The organism is Mesorhizobium sp. ORM8.1 (assembly GCF_053005525.2).
The window spans coordinates 3,007,219-3,031,235 of the sequence record NZ_CM132600.1; the positions used below are offsets into that span (position 1 = coordinate 3,007,219).

Annotated in this window: 22 protein-coding genes and 1 pseudogene; 5 read left to right on the plus strand and 18 right to left on the minus strand. The window is 63.1% G+C overall.

All coding sequences use genetic code 11. The features are described 5' to 3' along the window. Nucleotides 1-31: 31 nt before the first annotated feature. A pseudogene (locus ACVDG8_RS15265) lies at nt 32-1,176 on the minus strand (ceramide glucosyltransferase). Nucleotides 1,177-1,397: 221 nt separating this feature from the next. Between ACVDG8_RS15265 and apaG the strand changes: the two are divergent. After that, nucleotides 1,398-1,790, plus strand: coding sequence for a Co2+/Mg2+ efflux protein ApaG (gene apaG, locus ACVDG8_RS15270; protein ID WP_447255393.1), 393 nt, complete (start codon nt 1,398-1,400; stop codon nt 1,788-1,790). 189 nt (nt 1,791-1,979) lie between these two features. Here the strand turns inward: apaG and ACVDG8_RS15275 are convergent, their stop codons facing one another. The 3 genes from ACVDG8_RS15275 to ACVDG8_RS15285 form a co-directional block, all read right to left on the minus strand. Further along, nucleotides 1,980-2,987 (minus strand): Hsp33 family molecular chaperone, encoded by a 1,008-nt coding sequence (locus ACVDG8_RS15275; RefSeq protein ID WP_447255394.1) that lies wholly within the window; start codon nt 2,985-2,987, stop codon nt 1,980-1,982. Between the two features lie 138 nt (nt 2,988-3,125). Continuing rightward, the gene (argF, locus tag ACVDG8_RS15280) at nt 3,126-4,037 is read right to left on the minus strand and encodes an ornithine carbamoyltransferase (RefSeq protein WP_447255395.1); all 912 of its coding nucleotides are present in this window, start codon (nt 4,035-4,037) and stop codon (nt 3,126-3,128) included. Nucleotides 4,038-4,055: 18 nt separating this feature from the next. Then, nucleotides 4,056-5,255, minus strand: a complete 1,200-nt coding sequence (locus tag ACVDG8_RS15285) for an acetylornithine transaminase (protein WP_447255396.1) — start codon at nt 5,253-5,255, stop codon at nt 4,056-4,058. Between the two features lie 356 nt (nt 5,256-5,611). On the opposite strand from ACVDG8_RS15285, the gene ACVDG8_RS15290 reads away from it, so the two are divergent. After that, nucleotides 5,612-6,136: a GcrA family cell cycle regulator gene (locus ACVDG8_RS15290; protein WP_447255397.1), complete on the plus strand. Its 525-nt coding sequence runs from the start codon at nt 5,612-5,614 to the stop codon at nt 6,134-6,136. Between the two features lie 133 nt (nt 6,137-6,269). Here the strand turns inward: ACVDG8_RS15290 and ACVDG8_RS15295 are convergent, their stop codons facing one another. From ACVDG8_RS15295 to ACVDG8_RS15305, 3 genes are all read right to left on the minus strand, one after another. After that, entirely contained in the window at nt 6,270-7,280 is a 1,011-nt protein-coding gene (locus tag ACVDG8_RS15295; RefSeq protein ID WP_447255398.1) for a magnesium and cobalt transport protein CorA, read from the minus strand. A gap of 138 nt (nt 7,281-7,418) precedes the next feature. Further along, nucleotides 7,419-8,144 carry a phosphate signaling complex protein PhoU gene (gene phoU / locus ACVDG8_RS15300; protein WP_447255399.1) on the minus strand — a complete coding sequence of 242 codons (726 nt, stop codon included), beginning with the start codon at nt 8,142-8,144 and terminating at the stop codon, nt 7,419-7,421. Nucleotides 8,145-8,252: 108 nt separating this feature from the next. Then, nucleotides 8,253-9,509: an ATP-binding protein gene (locus ACVDG8_RS15305; RefSeq protein WP_447255400.1), complete on the minus strand. Its 1,257-nt coding sequence runs from the start codon at nt 9,507-9,509 to the stop codon at nt 8,253-8,255. Nucleotides 9,510-9,707: 198 nt separating this feature from the next. Here ACVDG8_RS15305 and ppk2 point away from each other — a divergent pair, with 198 nt between their 5' ends. After that, entirely contained in the window at nt 9,708-10,613 is a 906-nt protein-coding gene (gene ppk2, locus ACVDG8_RS15310) for a polyphosphate kinase 2 (protein ID WP_447255401.1), read from the plus strand. 119 nt (nt 10,614-10,732) lie between these two features. Here the strand turns inward: ppk2 and ACVDG8_RS15315 are convergent, their stop codons facing one another. The 3 genes from ACVDG8_RS15315 to ACVDG8_RS15325 all read right to left on the minus strand — a co-directional run bounded on the left by ACVDG8_RS15315 (nt 10,733) and on the right by ACVDG8_RS15325 (nt 12,965). After that, a complete protein-coding gene (locus ACVDG8_RS15315; protein ID WP_447255402.1) occupies nt 10,733-11,482 on the minus strand; it encodes an enoyl-CoA hydratase-related protein in 750 nt (249 codons plus the stop codon). 14 nt (nt 11,483-11,496) lie between these two features. Continuing rightward, nucleotides 11,497-12,135, minus strand: coding sequence for an acyl-homoserine-lactone synthase (locus ACVDG8_RS15320; RefSeq protein WP_447255403.1), 639 nt, complete (start codon nt 12,133-12,135; stop codon nt 11,497-11,499). A 98-nt stretch (nt 12,136-12,233) separates the two neighbouring features. Next, entirely contained in the window at nt 12,234-12,965 is a 732-nt protein-coding gene (locus ACVDG8_RS15325; RefSeq protein ID WP_447255404.1) for a LuxR family transcriptional regulator, read from the minus strand. Between the two features lie 285 nt (nt 12,966-13,250). On the opposite strand from ACVDG8_RS15325, the gene ACVDG8_RS15330 reads away from it, so the two are divergent. Further along, complete coding sequence (locus ACVDG8_RS15330; RefSeq protein WP_447257356.1) at nt 13,251-14,066, plus strand: transporter substrate-binding domain-containing protein; 816 nt, start codon at nt 13,251-13,253, stop codon at nt 14,064-14,066. On the opposite strand, the gene ACVDG8_RS15335 is transcribed toward ACVDG8_RS15330, so the two are convergent. After that, nucleotides 14,063-14,476, minus strand: coding sequence for a tellurite resistance TerB family protein (locus ACVDG8_RS15335; RefSeq protein WP_447255405.1), 414 nt, complete (start codon nt 14,474-14,476; stop codon nt 14,063-14,065). The two genes, ACVDG8_RS15330 and ACVDG8_RS15335, sit on opposite strands and share 4 nt — an antisense overlap. 214 nt (nt 14,477-14,690) lie before the next feature. On the opposite strand from ACVDG8_RS15335, the gene ACVDG8_RS15340 reads away from it, so the two are divergent. After that, entirely contained in the window at nt 14,691-16,340 is a 1,650-nt protein-coding gene (locus ACVDG8_RS15340; RefSeq protein ID WP_447255406.1) for a lysine--tRNA ligase, read from the plus strand. On the opposite strand, the gene ACVDG8_RS15345 is transcribed toward ACVDG8_RS15340, so the two are convergent. The 7 genes from ACVDG8_RS15345 to ACVDG8_RS15375 form a co-directional block, all read right to left on the minus strand. Next, nucleotides 16,303-17,196: a thermonuclease family protein gene (locus tag ACVDG8_RS15345; RefSeq protein ID WP_447255407.1), complete on the minus strand. Its 894-nt coding sequence runs from the start codon at nt 17,194-17,196 to the stop codon at nt 16,303-16,305. The genes ACVDG8_RS15340 and ACVDG8_RS15345 overlap by 38 nt on opposite strands. 10 nt (nt 17,197-17,206) lie before the next feature. Then, a complete protein-coding gene (locus tag ACVDG8_RS15350) occupies nt 17,207-17,848 on the minus strand; it encodes a S24 family peptidase (protein ID WP_447255408.1) in 642 nt (213 codons plus the stop codon). 138 nt (nt 17,849-17,986) lie between these two features. Then, the gene (locus ACVDG8_RS15355; protein WP_447255409.1) at nt 17,987-18,151 is read right to left on the minus strand and encodes a hypothetical protein; all 165 of its coding nucleotides are present in this window, start codon (nt 18,149-18,151) and stop codon (nt 17,987-17,989) included. A gap of 237 nt (nt 18,152-18,388) precedes the next feature. Further along, on the minus strand, nt 18,389-20,608 hold the full coding sequence (locus ACVDG8_RS15360) for a 3-hydroxyacyl-CoA dehydrogenase NAD-binding domain-containing protein (RefSeq protein WP_447255410.1): 2,220 nt from the start codon (nt 20,606-20,608) through the stop codon (nt 18,389-18,391). Between the two features lie 88 nt (nt 20,609-20,696). Beyond that, nucleotides 20,697-21,521: a DMT family transporter gene (locus ACVDG8_RS15365; protein ID WP_447255411.1), complete on the minus strand. Its 825-nt coding sequence runs from the start codon at nt 21,519-21,521 to the stop codon at nt 20,697-20,699. A 48-nt stretch (nt 21,522-21,569) separates the two neighbouring features. Then, on the minus strand, nt 21,570-22,778 hold the full coding sequence (locus ACVDG8_RS15370; protein ID WP_447255412.1) for an acetyl-CoA C-acetyltransferase: 1,209 nt from the start codon (nt 22,776-22,778) through the stop codon (nt 21,570-21,572). After that, entirely contained in the window at nt 22,771-23,982 is a 1,212-nt protein-coding gene (locus tag ACVDG8_RS15375; RefSeq protein WP_455707778.1) for an acyl-CoA dehydrogenase family protein, read from the minus strand. Before ACVDG8_RS15375 ends, ACVDG8_RS15370 begins: the two co-directional genes overlap by 8 nt. Nucleotides 23,983-24,017: the final 35 nt, after the last annotated feature.

Genomic DNA, 24,017 nt, shown 5'->3' on the forward strand with positions numbered 1-24,017 from the left:
GCAACGACCGCTGGAGATTGCCTGGGTTGGCTCAGGCGATCTCGTCAAGCTCCGTCATTTCCCGGGTACGGATGGTCATGGCGTTGCCGCGCCATTCGACGGCGCCCCCAGCCAGCCGCGCGCCCAGATCGCCGGGAGCATTGCGTCGCGTACGATCATCGCGGTGACGCTGCGCCGCGACAGATACCAGTCCTTCGACCAGGCCAGCAGACACTCCGGCAGATAGGCGATGACGAGGACGCAAAGCGCGGTGGTCGGCAGGCTGACGCCGGCGCTTGCAGCCGCGATCAGCGCAAAAAGCAACGGTATCGCGGCGCCGGTGAATATCTCGGGCGCGAAGAACAACGGAAAGGTGACCCGGCGCAGCCGCGCCCAGCGCGTCTGGCGCGACCAGATTTCGGCAAGCGTGCGCTGGCCGAGGGGCTGCTCGAAAGGCGAAGCGACAAGGTTAACATTGAGGCCAAGCCCGTTGACCAGCTTGGTGGCCGCAGCGTCCTCGGCGATCTCGGCGGCCAAAGACTGGATGCCGCCGCTGGCGTCGAGCATCGGCTTGTTCCACAGCATGCTCTTGCCCTGGGCGAAGCCGAGACCAAGCGCCTCGCCGGCATATTGCCAGCGCGCCTGCAGCGTGTTGAGGAAAGCGCATTCGACTTCGGCCCAGAAGCCGCCCGGCCGCGAACCGACCGGCGTCGAGCAGACAAGACCAGTGTCCGGGCGCCATGCCGCCATCAAATGCTGAACATAGTCCTTCGGCATCAGCACGTTGGAATCGGCGAGAATGACCCAATTGTGCCGCGCCGCCTGCCAACCCTTGACGCAATTGTTGAGCTTGGGATTGGCGCTGATCCTGTCGTCGCCGATCAACAGCCGCGCCGGAACTTGCGAGTAGCGCGCGATCGCTGCGTCGATGAGCTTGACCACCGGGTCTTCGGCATGGGCGACACAGAAGATCAGCTCATAGCGTGGCCAGTCGAGCGAGAAGGACCGCTGCAAGGTTTCCTCGGTGAACGGTTCGACGCCGCGCGACGGCACGACGATCGACACAGGCGGACGCGCGCCGGCCGGCGGTGGAATGACACGTCGCGGTTTCAGCCGCGACGACGCAAGCACGATGCTGGCGAGATTGGATAGAAGAAGGGCTGACGAAGCTAGGGCGGCTGCGATAGTGAGTTCCATCGAGATCTGGTCACTCCCGAAAGGCCCCGCGAGGCCGTTTCATCAGTCGACAGAGCGCCCGAGTCGCCCGGCAAAGTTTGTGCACACCAACATTGTCATGTGTCACTTAAATGACATTGTTTTTCGGCACCTGCGCTTGAAGCGTGGCAGGACGGCCGGTATCTCGCGTGAGAACCGCGAAGTGCAGTAAATGTTCCCCTGCGGCGCCAACGGAGTAGCCCATGTATCGCGCCGTGACGCGCAACATCGAAGTGCTGGTCAGGCCGTTCTACCTGGAGGATCGTTCCGATCCCTCCGAGAACCGCTATGTCTGGGGCTATCAGGTGACGATCGACAACCGCTCCGACGATTTCGTGCAGCTTCTGTCGCGCTACTGGCACATCACCGACGGCCAGGGCCGCGTCGAGGAAGTGCGCGGCGCCGGCGTCGTCGGCGACCAGCCGGAGCTCAATCCCGGCGACAGCTATCAATACACCTCAGGCTGCCCGCTCCCGACGCCGTCCGGCATCATGGTCGGCCACTACACGATGCGCAACGGCCGCGGCGAGGTGTTCGACATCGCCATTCCGGCCTTCTCGCTCGACCTGCCCGGGACGAGGCGGACGGTGAATTAGCCTCTTTCTCGCCGTTTACGGGGAGACATGTCCGGCAGGACAATGAGGGGCAGCGCTGAGTTTTCGAGATTATGTTCAAAGTCGGCGACAGCGTTGAGGTGTCGGAGCAGTCTTCTTCAAGGTCAGCGCTGCCCCTCATCCGTCACTTCGTGACACCTTCTCCCCGTGAACGGGGAGAAGGAGAAGTCGTTACTTGGCGAACTCCGCCGGATCGAAGTCGTACTGCGTCGAGCAGAACTCGCAGGCGACGTGGATGCCGCCATCCTCGGTCGAGTCCTTGATCTCCTCAGCCGAAAATCCTGCGAGGATGCCGACGATCTTCTCGCGCGAGCAGGAGCACTGGTCGGCGACCGGCACGCTACGGAAGACGCGCACGCCATGTTCATGGAACAGCCGATAGAGCAGCCGTTCGGCGCCCACTGTCGGGTCGATCAGTTCGGTCGGCTCGATGGTACCGAGCAGCGCCAGCAATTCCTGCCAGGAATTGTCGGCCGGTTGATCGGTAACGTCGCGCGGATCGCCATCGCCGCCCGAAATATCCGGCACCCGCATACGCTCCGGCGCCTGTGGCAGGAACTGCGCCAGGATGCCGCCGGCACGCCACTGTTCGCGAGCGCCGCCAGGGCCAGGCGTCACCAGCTTGGCGACCGACATCCTGAGCTCGGTCGGAATCTGCTCCGACTGGCGGAAATAGGTGCGCGCCGCGTCTTCCAGCGTCTCGCCGTCGAGCTGGACGATGCCCTGATAACGCTGCGTGTGTTCGCCCTGATCGATGGTCAGCGCCAGCACGCCGTTGCCGAGCAATGTCTGCTGCGAGGTCTCGCCCGCGGCAATCAGCGCCTGCAGCCTGTCGGCGTCGAAGCGCGCATAAGCGCGCAACGCATGCGGGGTGGAGAAATCCGCCACCAGCATGTCGACCGGCCCATCGGTGCGGGTCTGCAGGATGAACTTGCCCTCGAACTTCAGCGAGGTGCCAAGCAGGACCGTCAGCACACAGGCCTCGGCCAGAAGCCGGGCAACCGGTTCGGGGTAATCGTGGCGGCTCAAAATAGCGTCGAGCATCGGCCCGAGCTGCACGGTGCGACCGCGCACGTCGAGCGGCGCGACCTCGTAAGGCACGACATGATCGTCGCCGGCGAAGCCGAATTCACCGAGTTGGGGTTGATGATGCTCAGCCAAGGTACGGGTTTCCAACATAACAATACTCCGGGGCGCAACCATGCCGGCCAGCGGGCCGCATGCGTCGAAGCGCGTTCAATTTACGTGATGGCCCGCAAATAGGCATCACATATCCCCGGATCAAGTCGGGATATCCCCCGTATCGATCGCCTTGGATCAAGCGCCCAGGCACCAGGCGAGCACCGCTTTCTGGGCGTGGAGCCTGTTCTCGGCCTCGTCGAAGACCACCGAATGCGGCCCGTCGATCACCTCGTCGGTGACCTCCTCGCCGCGATGCGCCGGCAGGCAGTGCATGAACAAAGCGTCGGGCTTGGCCTTGGCCATGAGTGCCGCATTGACCTGATAGGGCAGGAAGACGTTATGACCGCGGGCGCGATGCTCCTGGCCCATCGACACCCAGCTGTCGGTGACGACGCAATCCGCCTGGTCGACGGCTTCTTCGGCCGAGCGGGAGAACCTGACCTTGCCGCCATTGGCCTTCGACCAGTCGACATATTTCTCGAACGGCTCGCTGCCCTCCGGCACCGCGACATTAACGTCGAAACGGAAACGCGCCGACGCCTCCAGCAGCGAATGCAGCACGTTGTTGCCGTCGCCGGTCCAGGCGAAGGTCTTGCCGGCCACCGGACCGCGATGCTCCTCGTAGGTCATGATGTCGGCCATCAGCTGGCACGGATGGGTGTCGTCGGTCAGCCCGTTGATGACCGGCACGGTGGCGTTTTCGGTCAGCTCCAGCAGCCGCTCATGCGAGGTGGTGCGGATCATGATGGCGTCGACATAGCGCGACAGCACCTTGGCGGTGTCGGCAATGGTTTCGGAGCGGCCGAGCTGCATCTCGGTGCCGGTCAGCATGATCGTCTCGCCGCCGAGCTGGCGCATGCCGACATCGAAGGACACGCGCGTGCGCGTCGACGGCTTGTCGAAGATCATGGCCAGCACCTTGCCTTCGAGCGGTTTCGAACGCTCGCCGGCCTTGAGCCTGGTCTTTCGCGCCACCGCGTCGTCGAGCATGACGCGCAGGTCGCCCGCGGAAACGGCGGATAGATCGGTGAAGTGGCGAACACTCATCGGCGGGGTTTCCAGAAATTACTTGGCGGCTTCGGCCGCGATCGCGTCGGTCAGGCCCTTGGCGCCACCTCGGATGCGCCTCAGCGCCTCGCCGATTTCTTCGTCGGTGACGGTGAGCGGCGGCAGCAGGCGGATGACATTGTCGCCGGCAGGCACCGCGAGCAGGTGCTGGTCGCGCAGCGCCATGTTCACCTTGGTGTTGGGCATGGCGCATTTCAGGCCGAGCATCAGGCCAATCCCCCTTATGTCCTCGATGACATCGGGAAATTCGTCGGCAACCCCGGCCAGGCCCTGCTTCAAAAGCAGCGCCTTGCGCTGCACGTCCTCGAGGAAGCCTTCGGCCAGCACCACGTCGAGCACTGCGTTGCCGACCGCCATCGCCAGCGGGTTGCCGCCGAAGGTGGTGCCGTGCACGCCCGAAGTCATACCGATCACAGCCTCGTCGGTGGCAAGGCAGGCGCCCATCGGGAAGCCGCCGCCGATCCCCTTGGCGATCGCCATGATGTCGGGCGTCACACCGGTCCATTCATGCGCGAAGAGCTTGCCGGTACGGCCGATGCCGCACTGGACCTCGTCGAAGATCAAAAGCAGGCCGTGCTGGTCGCAGAGCTGGCGCAGCCGCTTCAACGACTGCGTCGGCACCGGACGGATGCCGCCCTCACCCTGCACCGGCTCGATCAGGATCGCCGCGGTCTCTGGCGTGATCGCCTTCTCGGCGGCATCGATATCGTCGTAGCCCACCTGGTCGAAACCCTCGACCTTCGGGCCGAAGCCTTCGAGATATTTGTACTGACCGCCGGCGGCGATCGTCGCCAGCGTGCGGCCGTGGAAGGCGCCCTCGAAGGTGATGATGCGGAAGCGCTCGGGCTGGCCCTTGACGAAATGATAGCGCCTGGCCGTTTTGATGGCGCATTCCAGCGCCTCGGCGCCGGAATTGGTGAAGAACACCTTGTCAGCGAAGGTGGCATTGACCAGCCGCTCGCCCAGACGACGCTGCTCAGGAATCTCATAAAGATTGGAGACATGCCAGAGCTTGGCGGCCTGCTCGGTCAATGCGGCGACCAGATGCGGATGGCTATGGCCCAGCGAATTGACGGCAATGCCGCCGGCAAAGTCGAGATATCGCTCGCCCTTGTCGGTGACCAGCCAAGTCCCTTCCCCATGGTCGAAAGCCAGGGGTGCGCGAGCAAAGGTCTCGTAAAGCGCCGAACCGCTCATTATATGCGTCTCCGGAACCGGAAATCAAAAAAGCCGCCAATGCGGCGGCCTTTGCGGCTTATGATGTTTTTCGGCCATGAAGTCAACGAAAACGTCGCGCAGAAGCGCGCGGCAAGGCCCCCCGACGGCACGCCGGCTCATCAGCGGCCGGCAAGTTGGGGAAAACCGAAAAAACCGATTCGTGTTGCCCTGGGGACTCTTGTCACCGAGTCAGCGCATAAGGTAATTGTAGTCGAGAAATAACTAGATTTCGTGCGGCGGACCTAATCACCCGGTACATGTGGTGTCGTTTGCCCGGCGAGAGCCGGGGCGGGAAAGGATTCTGACTGCCGTACGCCTCACAGGAGCGCGGTCTCATGAACTGGACTGACGAGCGGGTCGAACTTCTCAGGAAATTGTGGTCGGAGGGTCTGAGCGCCAGCCAGATTGCCGCGCAGTTGGGCGGAGTGAGCCGCAATGCCGTCATCGGCAAGGTCCATCGCCTGAAACTGTCGGGCCGCGGCCGCGCGACGGCCGCCCCGGCGCGGCAGAAAAAGACGGTGCAGGGCGCCTCGATGCAGAAATCGGTGGCCCGCGCGGCCAGCGCCTCGCGCCATGGCCATGTGACAGCTTCCGTCGGCGCAACGGCGCTGCAGATACAATTCGACGCCGAGCCCGTAGCGCGCCACTACATCCGTCCGGTCGAGAACGTCGTCGTGCCGATTTCGCGGAACCTGCAGCTCGTCGAACTGAGCGAGCGCACCTGCAAATGGCCGAACGGCGATCCGCTGTCGGAGGATTTCAGCTTCTGCGGCAATGAATCAGCCGAAACCGGCCCGTACTGCAAGTACCATTCCCGCGTGGCGTTCCAGCCGGCGGCGGATAGACGGCGGAACAGGTAAGGCAGTAGGGCAGTAGGGCAGTAGGGCAGTAGGGCAGTAGGGCAGTAGGGCAGTAGGGCAGTAGAACGTGGTCGGCTAGCGCTGTCCCGTCAATTACAGACTCGGCAACCCTTACTCCCCTATTCCCTTCCCTTCACAGCCACCCATTCTTCTTGAACCGCCAGTACAAGAACGAGCAGATCGAGGCCATCACCAGCAGAATGATGGGATAGCCATATTCCATCTTCAGCTCCGGCATGTCCGAGAAGTTCATGCCGTAGATGCCGGCGAAGGCCGTTGGCACCGCCAGGATTGCGGCCCAGGATGCGAGCTTCTTGGAGATCGCCGTCTCCTGGCTCTGGCCGACCAGCAGGCTGGCTTCGAAAGCGAAGGCCAGCACCTCGCGCAGACTGTCGATTTTCTCCTGCACGGTGCGGATGTGATCGGTCACGTCGCGAAACAGCGGATGCATGGCGGCATGGATTTGCAGCAGCTCGGCGCTGGTCAGCCGGCGGCAGACCTCGACAAGGGGTACGGCGGCGTTACGCAGCCTTAGAAGATCGCGGCGCAACATGTAGAGCCGCTCGATATCCGGGCCGGTCATCGGCTTCAGCAGAACCTTGTCCTCGATCGCCTCGACCTCGTCCTCGATCTGCTCCAGCACCGGCATGTAGTTGTCGACGATGAAATCCAGGATGGCGTAGAGGACGAAATCCTCACCCTTGGCCAGCGAGTGCGGGCAGCTTTCCCAGTGCTGGCGCACCGCAGCGTAGGAGGTCGACGGACCGTGCCTGACCGAGACGATATAGCCGGTGCCGACGAACAGGTGCGTTTCGCCGAAGGTGACGCGGCCATCGATAAGCTGCGCGGTGCGCGCGACGATGAACAGGGCGTCGCCATATTGCTCGATCTTCGGGCGGGCATGCGGATGCTCGGCGTCCTCGATTGCAAGATCATGCAGGTGGAACTGCGCCTGGACCCTGAGAAGAAGGTTACGGTCTGGCTCGAGCAAACCGATCCAGACGACATGGCCCGGCTTTCGCGCCCATTCGCCTGCATCCTCGATCGCGATGTCGGCAACGCGCTTGCCGCCGGTATAGACGCTCGACGCAATGATCCCTGACGTCGACTGCGGGGCCGGGGTCAGGTTCCGAACTTGTTCCATCGCAACCTCCCGCGCTAGCGCCTGGCGGATCGCTGCGCCTGGAGCGGTTCACCGTTCAAGGAACGGCAAACCCGCTCTATTTCCCTGTTCTGGCGGGGAGCTTAGCCTAAATTAGAGAATCGTTCGAGAGGCAGGCATTCAATTAGCTGGGACTGCCGCCGCGGGAAGCACGACCTGGTCGGTCTTGTCGCTTTTGGGCCGATCAACCGGCATCTGGTCGCCGGTGACGATGTAATAGATGGTTTCGGCGATGTTTGTCGCATGATCGCCGATGCGCTCGATGTTTTTGGCGCAGAACAAGAGATGCGTGCAGGGCGTGATATTGCGCGGGTCTTCCATCATGTAGGTCAAAAGCTCGCGAAACAGCGAGGTGTACATGGCGTCGATCTGGTCGTCTCGGTCGCGCACGAAGCCAATCCGCTCGACCGACCGCGAGGCGTAGACGTCGAGCACTTCCTTGAGCTGGGTCAGAGCCAGGTTGGCGAGAGCTTCCAGGCCGCGGAACAGGCTGTTCGGTTGGCGGCCATCGACCGAGGCCACGCGCTTGGCGACGTTCTTGCCGAGGTCGCCGACGCGCTCGATGTCGGCCGAGATGCGGATGGCGCCGACGATTTCGCGCAGATCCGTCGCCATCGGCTGGCGCTTGGCGATGATGATGATCGCCTTGTCATCGATTTCGCGCTGTCCTTCGTCGAGGACGACATCGTCCTGGATGACCTTCTGCGCGAGGCCATGGTCGGCATTCACCAGGGCCGTTATCGCCTGCTCGACCATGCGTTCGGCATGCCCGCCCATCGCCGCGATGCGCTTCGACAGGAACTTCAATTCTTCATCATAGGCACTGACGATATGGACGGACTGCATCGATATGCCTTCCCGGTTTGTGCCGGCTTGTTCGTTTCCTCAATCCGTCGCTGATACGCGAACCGCATGACAGAAAGAAGAAAATGCCGGTTGGCAAGCTGTAGCCGATCAGCGAGCCGGCAAATGAACCGTGAACGCCGCGCCCTTGCCAACTTCCGACTTGATCGACAACCTGGCGTTATGTCGGGTCAATATATGCTTGACGATCGAAAGGCCAAGTCCAGTGCCTTTCTGCGTGCGGCTCGATTCGACATCGACACGATAAAAGCGCTCGGTGATGCGCGGGATATGCTCTTCGGCAATGCCTGGGCCGTAGTCCCTTATGGAGACGTCGACGCCCTGGCCGTCCTCGCCGCCGGCAATCGATACGGTGACGTGTCCGCCTGACTGGCCGTATTTGCAGGCGTTCTCCAGAAGGTTTTCGAAGACCTGGAAGAGTTCGTCGCGATCGCCGGGCACGACCAGCGGGCCGGCGGCGAAATCGCGCTCGATGACGACGCCGTTCTCGCTGGCCAGCGGCGCGAGCGAGTCGATGACGCCGTCGATGGTCTGGCGAAGATCGACCTCGGTGCCCGACTTCAGATAGGGCTTCATCTCCAGCCGCGACAGCGAAAGCAGGTCGTCGATCAGGCGTGCCATGCGGCCGGTCTGGTTCTGCATGATCTGCAGGAACTGATCGCGCGCGGTCGCGTCATTGCGGGCCGGCCCGCGCAAGGTCTCGATGAAGCCGGCGATCGAAGCAAGCGGCGTGCGCAGTTCATGGCTGGCGTTGGCGATGAAGTCGGCCCGCATGCGATCGATGCGGCGCGTCTCGCTCTGATCCTTGAAGACAAGCACATAGAGGCCTGTGGCATGGCCAACCGTGGAGGCGCTAACCCGGTATGTCCGCTCCACCGGCAGCTTTTCAGTGTAATCGACGGCGTCGGACGCGACCTCTCCCGCAAGGATGCCGTCCAGCAACGCCTGCATCTCCGGCGCGCGGAACTTGAGGGACAGCGACATGCCCGGCGCCAGCCCGCCAAAGGCGGCGAAGGCGGCGGCATTGGCATGAACGATGGTGGCGGAATGGTCGAAGATGATCAGCGGATCGGCAACCGCGGCCGCCAGATATTCGCCGGAAAGACGCTGCAGTCCGCTGGCCTCGATCGCGGCTGCTTCATTGGCCGACTGACGCTCGGCAGCGGCAGGCAGCATTGCCGCGGCGACCAGCGCGGCCAAGGCCAGCAGCGGCACATAGGCGGACATGCCGGCGAAAAAGTAGACGGCGACGACCGCAACGGCACCCACGGCAAGCAGCCAGCGGCTGCGCCACAGCCGCGCAGCCAAGGCTTGCCCCCCGTTGTGCCCCGCGCTTGTCTCCGCCATAGGCCTGCGTTACCCCGCTTTCGGTCCGGTCAGCTTCTCGCTGGGCCGGCCTTGCGCATAGGCCCCTGAAAATCAGGATCGATTTTCGCAAAGGTTCATGCGCAAAATCAAAGTTCTACAGCGATTTTGCGCTCCAAAGGGCGCAGGCGCCGTAGAGGCTCCATAGCACGAGTCCGCAAACTGGAAAGGTTCGTCTGGATGAATAAAGCCAAGGAAACAGCGCAAGCGGTGCCGGCCACGGGGACGATCAAGATCAAGATCGGTGGCAAGGAACGCGAGTTCGACATCGACAATCCGGTGCTGCCGGACTGGATCGAAGACAACAAGCTCACCGCCGGCGGCTATCCTTATGACAAGAAAATGAACGGCGAGGACTACGAGAAGGAGCTCGAGCGGCTGCAGATAGAACTGGTCAAGGCGCAAGCCTGGCTGCAAAAAACCGGCAAGCGGGTGATGGCCTTGTTCGAGGGGCGCGACGCTGCCGGCAAAGGCGGTACGATCTTCGTGCTACGGCAATATATGAACCCGCGCACGGCGCGCAACGTGGCGCTGACTAAGCCGACGCCGACCGAGACGGGGCAATGGTATTATCAGCGCTATGTCGATCACTTCCCGACGTCGGGGGAGTTCGTCACCTTCGACCGCTCCTGGTACAACCGTGCCGGCGTCGAACCGGTCATGGGCTTCTGCAGCCCAGAGCAACACGAGAAATTCCTGGACGAGACCCCGCATTTCGAGCGCATGATCTCGAACGAGGGCATCCATTTCTTCAAATTCTGGCTCAACATCGGCCGCGAGACGCAGCTCGAGCGGTTCCATGACCGCCGCTGGTCGCCGCTGAAGAACTGGAAATTCTCGCCGATCGACATCGCCGGCGTCAGCAAATGGGACGACTACACCAAGGCACGCGACACCATGTTCGAACACACGCACAAAGAGTTTGCGCCCTGGATCGTCGTGCGCGCCAACGACAAGCGCCGTTCCCGGCTTGCGGTGATGCAGCACATTTTGTTGTCGCTGCCTTATGACGGCCGCGACAGCGGTACCATCGGCAAACCCGACAAGAAAATCATCGGCGAAGGACCGTCGTTCCTGAAAGATTAGATGGCTCTCGCCCAAAGTGCGCAGCGGTTTTGGGAAAACGACATGCATCCAACAAGACTGGGCATTACAGCGCCGCGGACCTTTCGGTTACGCGGCGCTGAGATTTTCACGCCTGGCGCTCAGGCCGCCAGGCGGGCGATACGCTGTAGGCGTTTCAGCGTGGCGTCGTCCTGAAGCGCCTGCTGGAACAGCGTAATCTCATGATCGATACGGTCGCACAGCACGTCCGTATCGCCCTTGAGCAGGCTGCGCGTCTGCAGCAATGCTGCGACCGGCTTCTTGGCGAGCTGTCTTGCTCTCGCCATGGTTGCCTCCTCCGCGCTGCCTTCCGTCACGATCTCGCCCACCAGTCCGAGCGCCCTGGCGTCATCCACGCCGAGCGTGTCGCCCAGGCAGAAGAAGCGGAAGGCACCGGCATAGCCGAGCTTCTGGGGCGCCAGGATGCTGGTCGCCGCGTCCGGCACGAGGCCGAAATCGACGAAAGGCACCCTGAAGGTGCTGCCCTTGGAAGCGATCACCATGTCGCAGTGGAAGAGGATGGTGCAGCCGACGCCGACGGCATCGCCGTCGACGCAGGCAAGCACCGGCTTGGGAAAGGTCGCCAACATGCGAAACATGTCGGTAACGGCGGCGATCAACTGCTGGTGCTTGGTGGCGTCGAGGAACTCCGAGAAGTCGCCGCCAAGGCAGAAGCAGCCGGCAAGGCCGCGCAGCATGACGACGCGGACCTCGTCATTGGCGGCCGCGTCGTGCAAGGTTCTGGCAAGGCTCGCATAGGCGTGCCTGTCCAGCACCGGCCGGCCGTCATGCGAGGACACCGTGACGACCAGCGTGTGGCCGCGCAGGTCTGGTTCGGGATGAAAGCTCATGACCATCTCCAAACCTAGGAGGCCTGCTTCAGGCCGAGCTGGCCAGGATAACCCCGGTTCAGCACCGGCAGGTGGTGATTGCGGCGCTGACGCACGACATCGAGCGTATGCTCGGTGAAGGTCAGCAGCGTCGCCACGACCTGCTGGTTGCCGTAGGTGCGCTGGTAGCCGAGGGGCTTGGCCAGAAAGTGCAACTGCAGCGCCCGCAGGACCCACATCGGCTCGAACTCGATGATCACCTGGTTGACGTTGCGCTTAAGGCCCCATTCGACGAAGCCGGCGATCAGCTCTGTGCCGACCGTCGAGACCCCGCGTTTGCCGTCGCGAAAGCCCTGGGCCACTGCGTAGCGGGTCAGTTCCCAGACATTCGGTCCGCGGGGCGACGGGCCCTCGCAGAGATCCTGCAAAACGTCCGTCAGAAGATGCGGCCGTGTCGTCGGCAGCATGCGCTGGTAGCCAGCGAGTTCGCCATTGCGGATGACGAGGTGGTGTTCGGCCTCGTCATGGTCGAACTGGTCGATCTCGAAATGGTCCGGGCGATCGAGATCGGTCCATCCCATCTCCTCGACGAAGATCTTGTAGCGCAGCCGATGGACGGCCTCCCAGAGGTCGGGACGTTCCATCAGTTCCTGTGTGGTAAGGGCAAAAAGCATCAGCCGTCTCCTAGGCGTAAGAGGAAGATACGGCCGTGATGTCCCTTAGAATATTGCGCGAACGCGCAGGCAAGAATTTCTAGGTCGGCACGGCCGACCTAGCTAATATAGCCGCGCCTAATCGCCTCCGCGACTGCCTGCACGCGGTTGGCTGCGCCGAGTTTGCTCTTGGCGTTAAGAAGGTGTTTCTCGGATGTATGTTCCGAGATGCCGAGTATCTGAGAAATCTCCCATTCGGACTTGCCGACGGCGGCCCATTGCAGGCACTCGCGCTCACGAGCCGTCAACACAATGTGATCGATGACCTTGGTCGGCTTCGTGTGCAATTGCATGGCGCGGCCGATCGCATAGGTCGACGCCAGCGAGACCATTCCGAATTCTTCGCCCGACAATTCAACAGCTTCGCCGCCCAACGAGACCATGACGATCTGACCATCGAGCGTGACCAGCGGAAATGCAAGGCCGTCGCGCAGCTTGAACTCGCGCGCGTCGCCCATCACTTCGTCGCTGCCCTTGTCGACGACGATGCTGCGAGAGGCGTCCCGCCATTGGAACGGAGCTTGCAGCTGCTTCATGTGGCTGACGACCGGATCGTGGTCGACATAGTTGCGCGCCACGTAGCGCTCCAGCCACTCGCCGGGCCAGTCGCAAAGCAGCACGTGGTCCTTCTGCTGACCGCGCGGCGTGCCCGGCTGCGGCACGGTGCCCGCCATCAAAGCTGTCAGGCCGAAATTGGAGGTAATACCGAGCAACCGCTCGCATACCGCGGCTGCGGTGCCGGCGTGCTGCAACTGGTCTATATATTCCAGAGTTCTGTCGTACATGCCCATCGCAACATCTACCCCATGTTGCTTCTGCTTTTATCGTTACCGACGATAGATGCCCGAACCGCCCTTCGCCATCAACCCCCGGACTGCAAGCCCCTATCGCTGTGCCGGCAGCTTCCCCGTCCGGCACGCTCAGGATCACTTGCAAACGCGCTGAATCATACGCTTAATTTGGACGGTTGAAATCAAAATCCATTGTGCCTGCGTCATTTTCGTACGAAAAGCCGGCATATAACGGGGCGGAACCTTTTCGTGACATTGCGGTGGATAGTCCTGGCGCTGGTGTCGATGCTGATCGGAGCGCTGCCGTTTGCCGGCGCGACTCAGGCCGCGGAACCGCAGGTGCCGGTGCTGTGGGACGCCAAGGAGCGGCTGCCCAAGCCCGACCTCTCCGCGCTGCCGCGATTGAGGTTCCTCACCACCACCGATTTCCCGCCCTTCAATTTCCTTGACGGTTCGGGCCGGCTGTCGGGTTTCCATATCGACCTGGCGCGGGCGATCTGCGCCGAACTCGACATCGTCGACAAATGCCAGATCCAGGCGCTGCCCTGGAATGAATTGGACGATGCGTTGCAGAAGGGCGAAGGCGAGGCGATCATCGCGGGCATCGCCGCGACACCGGAAAGCCGAGAGAAATATGCCTTCTCGCGCTCCTACCTGCAGTTCCCGGCACGTTTCATCATGCCGAAGGCCAAGGCCTTCGCCGAGCCGATCCTCGACAAGCTGCGCAGCAAGCGCGTCGGCGTCGTCACCGGCTCGGCGCATGAAAAGATGCTGCGTGACTATTTCAGCACCGTCCAGGTCGTGACCTTCGACAAGCCGGAAGACCTCTATGCCGACCTCAAGGCCGGCGGGATCGATGCCGCCTTCGGCGACGGCATGCGCTTTGCGTTCTGGCTGGGGGGCTCGGATGCGGCCGGCTGCTGCCGCTTTGCCGGCGGCCCCTATCTGGCGCCGGAATATCTCGGCTCCGGCATGGTGATCGCTACCCGCAAAGGCGACACGGCGCTGGCGGCGGCCTTCGACTACGCGCTGCAGGAAATCTCGATCAAGGGCACTTTTGCCGAGTTCTACCTGCGCTATTTCCCGGTCAGCTTCTTTTAGGTCAACGTCCGCAGCCGCGCTTTGGCCGCACGGGCGATCGCCGCGACGGTGAGTGTGTCGAGATCGAGCTTGAGGCGGATGAGCTGCAGGATCCTCACCTCCTCCATGCGCATCTCCAGATCGACGGCGGCGACTTCGAAGGCAGCGGCATAGGCCGTGTCGCGCAGCCGCTCGGGCAGCGCCTCGGCGACGCGGGCGAGAACGCCTTCCAGACCATCCTTGTGATGCAGCGCCTTCTGGCAGGCCTGCGCCACGGCAACCAGCCGGTCCTGGTTGAAATCGACGAACACCGGCCAGGAGCGGATCACGTCGCCGATCCGCGCCAGCTCGACATCGGTCATGTCGCGGTCGGAAGCCGAAGTTATGACCATCAGGTGGATCAGGGCTTCGTGCGGTGTCAGCAAAGGCATTCAAAACTCCTGGAAGCGTGCGTGGCGTTGTCCCAAAACCGCTAGGCACTTTGGAGCGACATGCACAGGATAACAGCGCTCGAACGTAGGGACCCGATCATGGCGCCGCAAGGAAAAGCGCCGCAAATCGTTGACGCTCCGGCTTGTCACGCCTAGAGACCGATTGAAAAACATATCCGCCGTGACGACGGCGCCTGACCTGGAAGATATTTACATGACGGGATCAAACATCATCGATCTCAATCCCGAGATGCTTGCCGCGGCTGCCGAGAGTAAGGCCTGGCCGTTCGAGGAAGCCAAGAAGATCATCGCGCGCTACAAGGGCAAAGACTTTCCCGAGACCGTCCTCTTCGAGACCGGTTACGGCCCGTCCGGCCTGCCGCATATCGGCACCTTCGGCGAGGTGGCGCGCACGACCATGGTGCGGCACGCCTTCCGCGTGCTGACCGAAAACAAGGTCAAGACCAAGCTTTTGTGCTTTTCCGACGACATGGACGGCATGCGCAAGATCCCGGAAAGCGTCCCGGACCGCGCGGCGCTCGAACCCTATCTGCACATGTCGCTTACGGCGGTGCCCAATCCGTTCGGCGGCGACTATACGAGCTTCGCCGACCACAACAACGCGATGCTGTGCCGCTTCCTCGACACGTTCGGCTTCGACTACGAGTTCGCCAGCGCGACGCAATATTACAAGTCCGGCCGCTTCGACGAGGTGCTGATGCGGGCAGCCCAGCGCTATGACGCGATCATGGCGGTGATGTTGCCGACGCTCGGGCCGGAGCGCCAGGCGACCTACAGCCCGTTCCTGCCAATCTCGCCGAAGAGCGGCCGTGTGCTCTACGTGCCGATGAAGCATGTCGACGCCAAGGCCGGCACGATCACCTTCGACGACGAGGGCACCGAAACCACGCTGCCGGTGACCGGCGGCCATGTGAAGCTGCAGTGGAAGCCCGATTTCGGCATGCGCTGGGCAGCGCTCGGCGTCGATTTCGAGATGTTCGGCAAGGACCACCAGACCAATGCCGGGATCTACGACCGCATCTGCAACATCCTCGGCGGACGCGCGCCGGAGCATTTCGTCTATGAGTTGTTCCTCGACGAGGAGGGGCAGAAGATCTCGAAGTCGAAGGGCAATGGGCTGACCATCGACGAATGGCTTACCTATGCGCCGACCGAGAGCCTCGGGCTCTACATGTACCAGCGGCCGCGGCAGGCAAAGAAGCTCTATTTCGACGTCATCCCGAAGGCGGTGGACGAGTATTACGCTTTCCTCAGCGCCTATCCCCGGCAGGATTGGAAGGAACGCCTCGGCAATCCGGTCTGGCACATGCATGACGGCAATCCGCCGACGATAGACCTGCCGGTGCCGTTTGCGCTGCTGCTCAACCTGGTGAGCGCGTCCAATGCGCATGACAAGGCGGTGCTGTGGGGCTTCATCTCGCGGCATGCGCCGGGCGTGACGCCGAAGACGCATCCCGAGCTCGACCGGCTGACCGGCTACGCCATCCGCTATTTCGACGACTTCGTGAAGCCGACCAAGGTTTTCCGCGCCGCCGACGAGGTGGAGCGCGAGGCGTTGGCCAGGCTTTCGGACGCGCTCGGCGCGCTGCCGCAAGGCGCCGACGGCGAAGCGATCCAGAACGCGGCGCTCAATGTCGCGCGCCGGATCGAGCGCTACCAGGACCATTCCAAGCAAAGCCCGGAAGGCGGACCGGGCGTATCGGTCGCCTTCTTCCAGATGATCTACCAGGTGCTGATCGGCCAGGAACGCGGCCCGCGCTTCGGCTCCTTCGCAGCACTCTACGGTATCGCCGAGACGCGCGCGCTCATTGAGCGGGCGCTGGCTGGTCAGCTGGCGGCGTAGCCGCGCCGTCTTCCGCGGGCAGGATGGAATCCGGCGCGACCGGCGCCGGTTCGGCGGCCGGCAGCGCCGGCAGGCCGCCGAGGTTCGGCGCCGGCCCGAAAATACCCTTCTTTGCCGTGCGCGCCTTGTTCTCCGCCTCGACATAAGGACCGCCCCGCGCGGCGCGCGCCCAGCCGTTTTCGACAAGCCACTGGCCGATGTCCAGATTACCAATATGGCATTCGGCGGAAATGGTGTCGCGTCCGCCTTCCGGCGGCACCGTGCAGGCGACAGCCCGGCCGCGCAGCAAAGCGCGGAATGCCGTCCTTGCGCGCGCGCCGCATGCCCAGCTCTTGCCCTCATCGCTGCAGGTCTCATCGGCCTTGACGACGTCGACGCCGGTAATGGCGACGGCGTAGCCCTTGGCTTCGATCAGTCCGGCGGCGGTGGCGACGGGCTGGAACAGCTTGGTGCCGTTCCACTCGCCCGGCTTCTTCGATTTGGGCGGCTTTGGCGGGCCGGCCAGCGCCAGGTCGCTGAGCGGCGCACGTGGCTCGACGCGTTGGAGTTGCTTATCCGGAAGATCGGGCGGCGCGACGATCTGGGGGTCGATCGCTCTCGAATGGATGACCGGATTGGGCGGCTCGGTAGCGGCGGGCGCGGCAATGGCCGATGTCGCCGGCTCTTGCGTCGGCGTATCGGCCCCGGCAGCGGGGAGCGCGTCGCCAGCGGGCGCGGAGGGCGTGTCGGCGACCGGATCGATCTGGTCGACGGTGATGATGCTTTCACGGCCCTTAAGAGTGCGCCCGCCGGCCACGACAAGCGCCGCCATGACCGGAATTGCCAGGACAGCCAAGGTGATTTGAAGAAGCCGCACCAGGCCGGACCTACTGGCTTGCCCAGACGATGCGCGCCACCCATTCGATGTCGCGGGTCGGAATATCGCGGTCCGGGTGGGCAGGATTGAGCGACACCAGCATGATCGATTTCACCGTCTGGCGGTCCAGCACCTTGGCCATGACCTCGCCGGCGGTTGTCTTGACGACGACGCGGTCGCCCTTGCGGGTCGGCGCGCCGGGCTCGACGATCAGCACGTCACCGTTGCGGTAGAGCGGCAGCATGGAATCGCCCTGGACCTGCAGCGCATAGGAGGTCTCGGTCGCCCGCGCCGGCAACTCGACCAGGTCCCAACCCTGCCCCGCTGGGTAACCGGCATCGTCGAAGAAGCCGCCGGCGCCGGCCTGGGCGAAACCGAGCAGCGGCACGGCGCTGCGCGGCTGAGCGAGGAAAGAGCCGGCGCGCCCCTCAACGAGGCCAGTGAATTCTTCCAGAGAGGCGCCGGTGGCCTCGATGATCTTGGCCAGGGATTCCGTCGAGGGCCAGCGCGGGCGGCCGTCGGACGACAGGCGTTTCGACTTGTTGAAGGCCGTCGAATCGAGACCCGCGCGCCGGGCAAGGCCTGAAGCCGACAGCGAATAACGCTCGGCAAGAGCATCGATGGCTGCCCATACGCGGTCATGTGAGAGCAATGCCGCTCTCCTTCGAAACAGGAAAAAATGCCTCAACGCTGTCTAGCGCGCGACCGGCAGCTTGTCTACCGCCGGCGGCCGCGTGGCATGGAAAGTGATCCATGGATCAAAGCGCCGACGGCCTGCGGCCGGATTGACCTAAGCGTGCCAACCGGGCGGCCAGACCCCAAGGGCCGGCCGGCTGTCGCCTTTGAAGACGTGGTGATGGATGAGGTGACCGAATTCCTGCTTGGCGGAGCGGCCTGAGACCGACTGGGCGGCTTGCGCGTTGGCCTGCTCACGCAGATTCCGGTGCGACAGCATGAACGTCCGCTCGGCCTCTGTCGGCGGGCGTGTCTTGGCTGCGTGGCCAAGCGGCGACTGCCACGGTCATAGACGCCGCCGGTGGTCATGATCAGCGCGGCGGTCTCGCCATTGTCGAGGACGAAGCGGTGCCAACGAAAGGCCCGCCGGCTTTCATCGCCCACGATGTAAGGGCCACGGCTGGATGCCGTGGCCATCGTGCGCGCCATGCGTCCCCAGACATACATTTCGGGGTCGTCAGGCGGCCTCTCTGACCTCGCCCTTCTGATACGGATCGAAGCGCTGGTAGAAGCTCTCGCCTTTCTCGGCCATGTCGAGCAGAAGCTTCGGCGCCTTGAACTCGGCGCCATATTTCTTCTGCAGACCCTTGGCGATCTTCACGAAACGCTTGGCGCCGATTCCGTCGATATAGGACAGCGCGCCGCCGGTGAACGGCGCGAAACCGAAGGCGAGGATCGAGCCGACATCGGCCTCGCGCGGATCGGTGACGATGCCCTCTTCCATGACGCGCACCGCCTCCAGCGCGATGGTGACCAGCAGGCGCTCTTTCAGCTCCTCATAATCGACCTTCTCGGGCGCGAGTTGCGGATAGAGATCCTTCAGGCCTGGCCACAGCTTCTTCTTCGCCGGCTTTGCCGGGTAATCGTAGAAGCCCTTGCCATTTTTGCGGCCGAAGCGGCCATGGGTGTCTACCATGGTGTTGATCAGCGCCATCTGCTTGGCATCGACGGCTTTCTCGCCGAGATCCCTGATGGTCTGCTTCATGATCTTCTGGGCGAGGTCGACGGCCGTCTCGTCGGTCAGCGCCAGCGGGCCGACCGGCATGCCGGCAGCCTTGGCCGCGTTCTCGATCATCGGCGCAGGCACGCCTTCGATCAGCATCTTGTAGGCTTCCGACATGTAGCGCAGCACGCAGCGATTGACGTAGAAGCCGCGCGTGTCGTTGACGACGATCGGCGTCTTCTTGATGGCGCGGACAAAGTCGAACGCGACGGCCAATGCCTTGTCGCCCGTCTTCTTGCCGAGGATGATTTCGACCAGCATCATCTTGTCGACCGGCGAAAAGAAGTGGATGCCGATGAAATTCTTCGGCCGCGCCGAATTCTTCGCCAGCCCCGTGATCGGGATCGTCGACGTGTTGGAAGCGAAGATCGCAGAAGACTTCAGCACCGCTTCCGCCTTCTCGGTGGCTTCCTTCTTGACGCCTGAATCCTCGAACACCGCCTCGACGACGAGGTCGCAGCCGGCAAGGTCGGCATAGTCGGCCGTCGGCGTGATCAGCGACAGGAGCTTGTCCTTGTCCTCCGGCTTGGCGCGGCCTTTCTTGACCTGATCGGCCATCAGGCTGTCGGAATGCGCTTTGCCCTTCTCGGCCGAGGGCAGATCGCGGTCGAGCAGCACAACGGGAATGCCAGCTTTTGCGGTGACATAGGCGATGCCGGCGCCCATGAAGCCAGCGCCGAGGATGCCTATCTTCTTGAACTTGGTGTCCGGCACGCCGGCCGGCCGGCGCGCACCCTTGTTCAATTCCTGCAACGACAGGAACAGCGAGCGGATCATGGCCGCTGCTTCCTTGGTCTGCATGATCTCGGTGAAATAGCGCTGCTCGATCTTGAGACCGGTGTCGAACGGCACCAGCAGGCCCTCATAGACGCATTTCAGGATGGCGGTGGCAGCCGGATAATTGCCATAGGTCTCGCGGCGCAGGATGGCGATGGCCGGCGGCCACAGGTTGAAGCCGGCTGGCGAATAGATCTGGCCACCGGGCAGTCTGAAGCCCTTCTCGTCCCAGGGCTGGACGGCCTTCAGGCCGTTTTTGATCATCGCCTTGGCGGTCTCGACCAACTTGGCCGGCTCGGCGACCTCGTGGATCAGGCCCATGGCCTTCGCCTTCTGCGGCGACAGGTTCTGGCCGGTGGTCAACATCTGCAGCGCCTGCTGCTGATCGGTCAGCCGCGGCACGCGCTGGGTGCCGCCGGCGCCGGGGAAGATGCCGATCTTCACTTCGGGCAGCGCCATCTTGACCTTTTCGGAATCGGCGGCGACGCGGCCGTGGCAAGCGAGCGACATTTCGAAGGCGCCGCCCATGCAGGTGCCGTTGATCGCCGACACCCACGGCTTGCCGGAGGTCTCGATCCTGCGGAACAGGCCGGTCATGTAGCCGGCATTCTCGAACAGCACCCTGGTCGCCTTGTCGAGGTCCTGCTGCTTGTCGGCGGCGAAGGTGGCGAGCATCTTCTGCAGCATGGTGATGTCGGCGCCGCCGGAGAAGCTGTCCTTGCCGGAGGTGATCACAGCGCCCTTGATGGCGGCGTCGCCGGCAACCTGATCGACGATGGCGTTCAACTCGCGCATCACCTCTTCGGTGAAGACGTTCATAGAACGGTCCGGGCTGTCCCAGGTGATGAGCGCGATGCCGTCGGCGTCGATGTCCAGGGTGAAATTGGTGTAGGTCATTGGGGCGTCCCCTTCGTTTTCCTGAAAAAGTTGGCGGCGGCAAAGGCGCCGATGACGATGAAGGCTGCACCAGCGAATGCAGCGGCCGTCACTTGGGCGACCCCCGAGACGCTGAGCAGCAGAAGTGCACCAAAGGGGTGAAAAAGGCGATAGCCGAGATCAGCGCCAGCTTGCCGGTGCGGCCGGCTTGGTCCCAGAGCATGTTGGAGAGCGAAAGCGGCGCAACGCCGATGCCCGCGATGGCAAGCATTTGCACGGTATCCAACGTGGCGGGCGGTTCCAGAAGGAAATGCAGGCCGATGCCGGCCACAGCGATCAATCCCATGGAAGGGCCGATGATGTCGTTGGCCTCGCGTCCATAAGACCGGATCAGGGCATAGACGGCAAAGACGAAGCCGCTGGCAAAGGCGAACGTCACGCCAACGAAATCAAGGCCTCCCGCAAACTGCGGGCCGATCACGATCACTGCGCCAACGAGAGCCGTGGCAATGCCCAGGCCCTGCACGACCGTGAGACCGCTACGGCCGACGAGCGCTCCCATGCCGGCCAGCATGACTGGCCACAGATAGGCGATCACATTCGCCTCGGCCGGTCCGATCCGCGGCATGGCCAGGAGATAGAGAAGGTTGTTGGCAAAGAGGCCCGTGGCTACGAAGAGCATGGTCGCCGGACGGATGCTGACGAATCCCGCCACGGTGCCAGCCAGGGCGGCACGGATGAACATGGCACAGAAGCCAACGGCAGCCGCCAGGCCGAAAACCAGCATCGGTGGTGCCGGCTGTGCAAAAGTCGCCAGCATCGGCCACGTGGACCAGAGCAGAACGGCCCCGATTGCCAGGCTTGCCGCACGCACCGAGGGCCCCGATGGAAACCACGGCAGATCTTGCGGCACGATCCTGAGATCAGCGATCATTGTCTGACCCATATGGCACTTCGGCTGTGACCAACAAGCCGCTCCCCGTCAGACGCGTTCGATGATCGTGGCGGTGCCCATGCCGGCGCCGATGCAGAGCGTGACCAATGCGGTGTTCAAATCCCGGCGCTCGAGCTCGTCCAGCACCGTGCCCAGGATCATCGCGCCGGTGGCGCCGAGCGGATGGCCCATGGCGATCGCGCCGCCATTGACGTTGATCTTGTCATGCGGAATGTCGAAGGCCTGCATGTAGCGCAGCACCACGGAGGCGAAGGCCTCGTTGAGCTCGAACAGGTCGATGTCCGACAGCTTCATCTTGGCGCGCTTCAGCAACTTCTCGGTGACGTCGACCGGACCGGTCAGCATCAGCACCGGCTCGGAGCCGATGTTGGCGAAGGCGCGGATGCGGGCGCGCGGCTTGAGGCCCATCGCCTTGCCGGCCTTCTTGGAGCCGAGCAGCACCGCTGCGGCGCCATCTACGATGCCCGACGAATTGCCGGCGTGGTGGACGTGGTTGACCTCTTCGACCTCAGGGTGCTTCTGCACGGCAACCGCGTCGAAGCCGCCCATTTCGCCCGGCATGACGAAGGACGGATTGAGCGAGGCGAGCGACTGCATGTCGGTCGAGGGCCGCATGTGCTCGTCATGGTCGAGGATGGTCAGGCCGTTCTGATCCTTGATCGGGATGACCGAATTCTTGAAATGCCCATCGCTCCAGGCCTTGGCGGCGCGCTTCTGGCTCTCGACCGCATAGGCGTCGACGTCGTCGCGCGAAAAACCATATTTGGTGGCGATCAGGTCGGCCGAGATGCCTTGCGGCACGAACCAGCCGGGCAGGCCGACGGACGGGTCCATGAACCAGGCGCCGCCGGAGGCGCCCATGCCGACGCGCGACATGGATTCCACACCGCCGGCAATGACGATCTCGTCCGCCCCTTGCGCGATCTTGGCGGCGCCGAAATTGATGGCGTCGAGGCCGGAAGCACAAAAGCGCGAGATCTGCATGCCCGGCGCCTTGGTGTCATAGCCGGCTTCGAAAGCGGCGGCGCGCGGAATGACCGATCCCGCCTCGCCGACCGGATCGACGCAGCCGAAGATGATGTCGTCGACATTGCCGGTGTCGAGGCCGTTGCGGTCGCGCAACGCTTCCAGCGTCCGGGCGGCAAGCCGCACGGCCGGCACCTCGTGCAGCGAGCCATCCTTCTTGCCCTTGCCGCGCGGCGTGCGCACGGCGTCATAGACGTAAGCCTCAGTCATTCTCGTGCTCCTTGGCTTTGCCGGTCGTATCGCTCAGAGAGCGCCCGATCAGCAATTTCATGATTTCGTTGGTGCCGCCGTAGATGCGCTGGACACGGGCGTCGCGGAACATTCGGGCGATCGGGTATTCATTCATGTAGCCATAGCCGCCGTGCAATTGAAGGCACTCGTCGACGACTTTGCCCTGCAGGTCGGACAGCCAGTATTTGGCCATCGATGCGGTGACCGGATCGAGGCCGCCATCGATGTGGCGGGTGACGCAGTCATTGTAGAAAACACGGCCGACGGTCGCCTCGGTCTTCAGCTCGGCCAGCTTGAACTGGGTGTTCTGGAAATCGATGATCGCTTTGCCGAAGGCCTTGCGTTCCTTGACGTATTCGATTGTCAGCGCCAGCGCGCGCTCGATCATGGCGATCGCGCCGGTGCCGATCTGCAGCCGCTCCTGCGGCAGCTGCTGCATCAGTTGGATGAAGCCCTGCCCTTCCTCATGGCCGAGCAAATTGGAGGTCGGCACACGCACGTCGTTGAAAAACAACTCGGAGGTGTCGTTGGCCTTGAGTCCGATCTTGTCGAGGTTGCGGCCACGCTGGAAACCCTCGACCTCGTCGGTCTCGACAACGATCAGCGATGTGCCCTTGGCGCCCTTTTCGGGATCGGTCTTGGTGACGACAATGATGAGATTGGCAAGCTGGCCGTTGGTGATGAAGGTCTTGGAGCCGTTGATCTTGTACTGGTTGCCGTCCTTCTGCGCCCGCGTCTTGACGCCTTGCAAATCGGAACCGGCACCCGGTTCAGTCATGGCGATGGCGCCGATCAGCTCGCCGGTGGCGAGCTTCGGCAGCCATTTCTGTTTCTGCTCCTCGGAGCCGTAATGAAGGATGTAGGGGGCAACGATCGCATTGTGCAGGCCGATGCCGAAGCCGTCGACGCCGACATGGCCGATCGCCTCGATGATGGCGCTCTCATGCGCGAAGGTCCCGCCGGAGCCGCCATATTTCTCCGGCATCGAGGCACAGAGCAGGCCGGCGGAACCTGCCTTCAGCCAGCTTTCGCGGTCGACCATCTCGTTCTTCTCGAACTCGTCGTAGCGAGGCGCGATCTCTTCCGACATGAAGCGGGTTGCCATGTCGTAGAGCATGGCGACCTCATCCGCCGCCCAGGCGGGTTTGGGAAGGCCGAGAATGTCGGCCGGGTTGGTCGCCACGTTTATCCTCCACGCATTGTGTGCCGGCGAAGCCG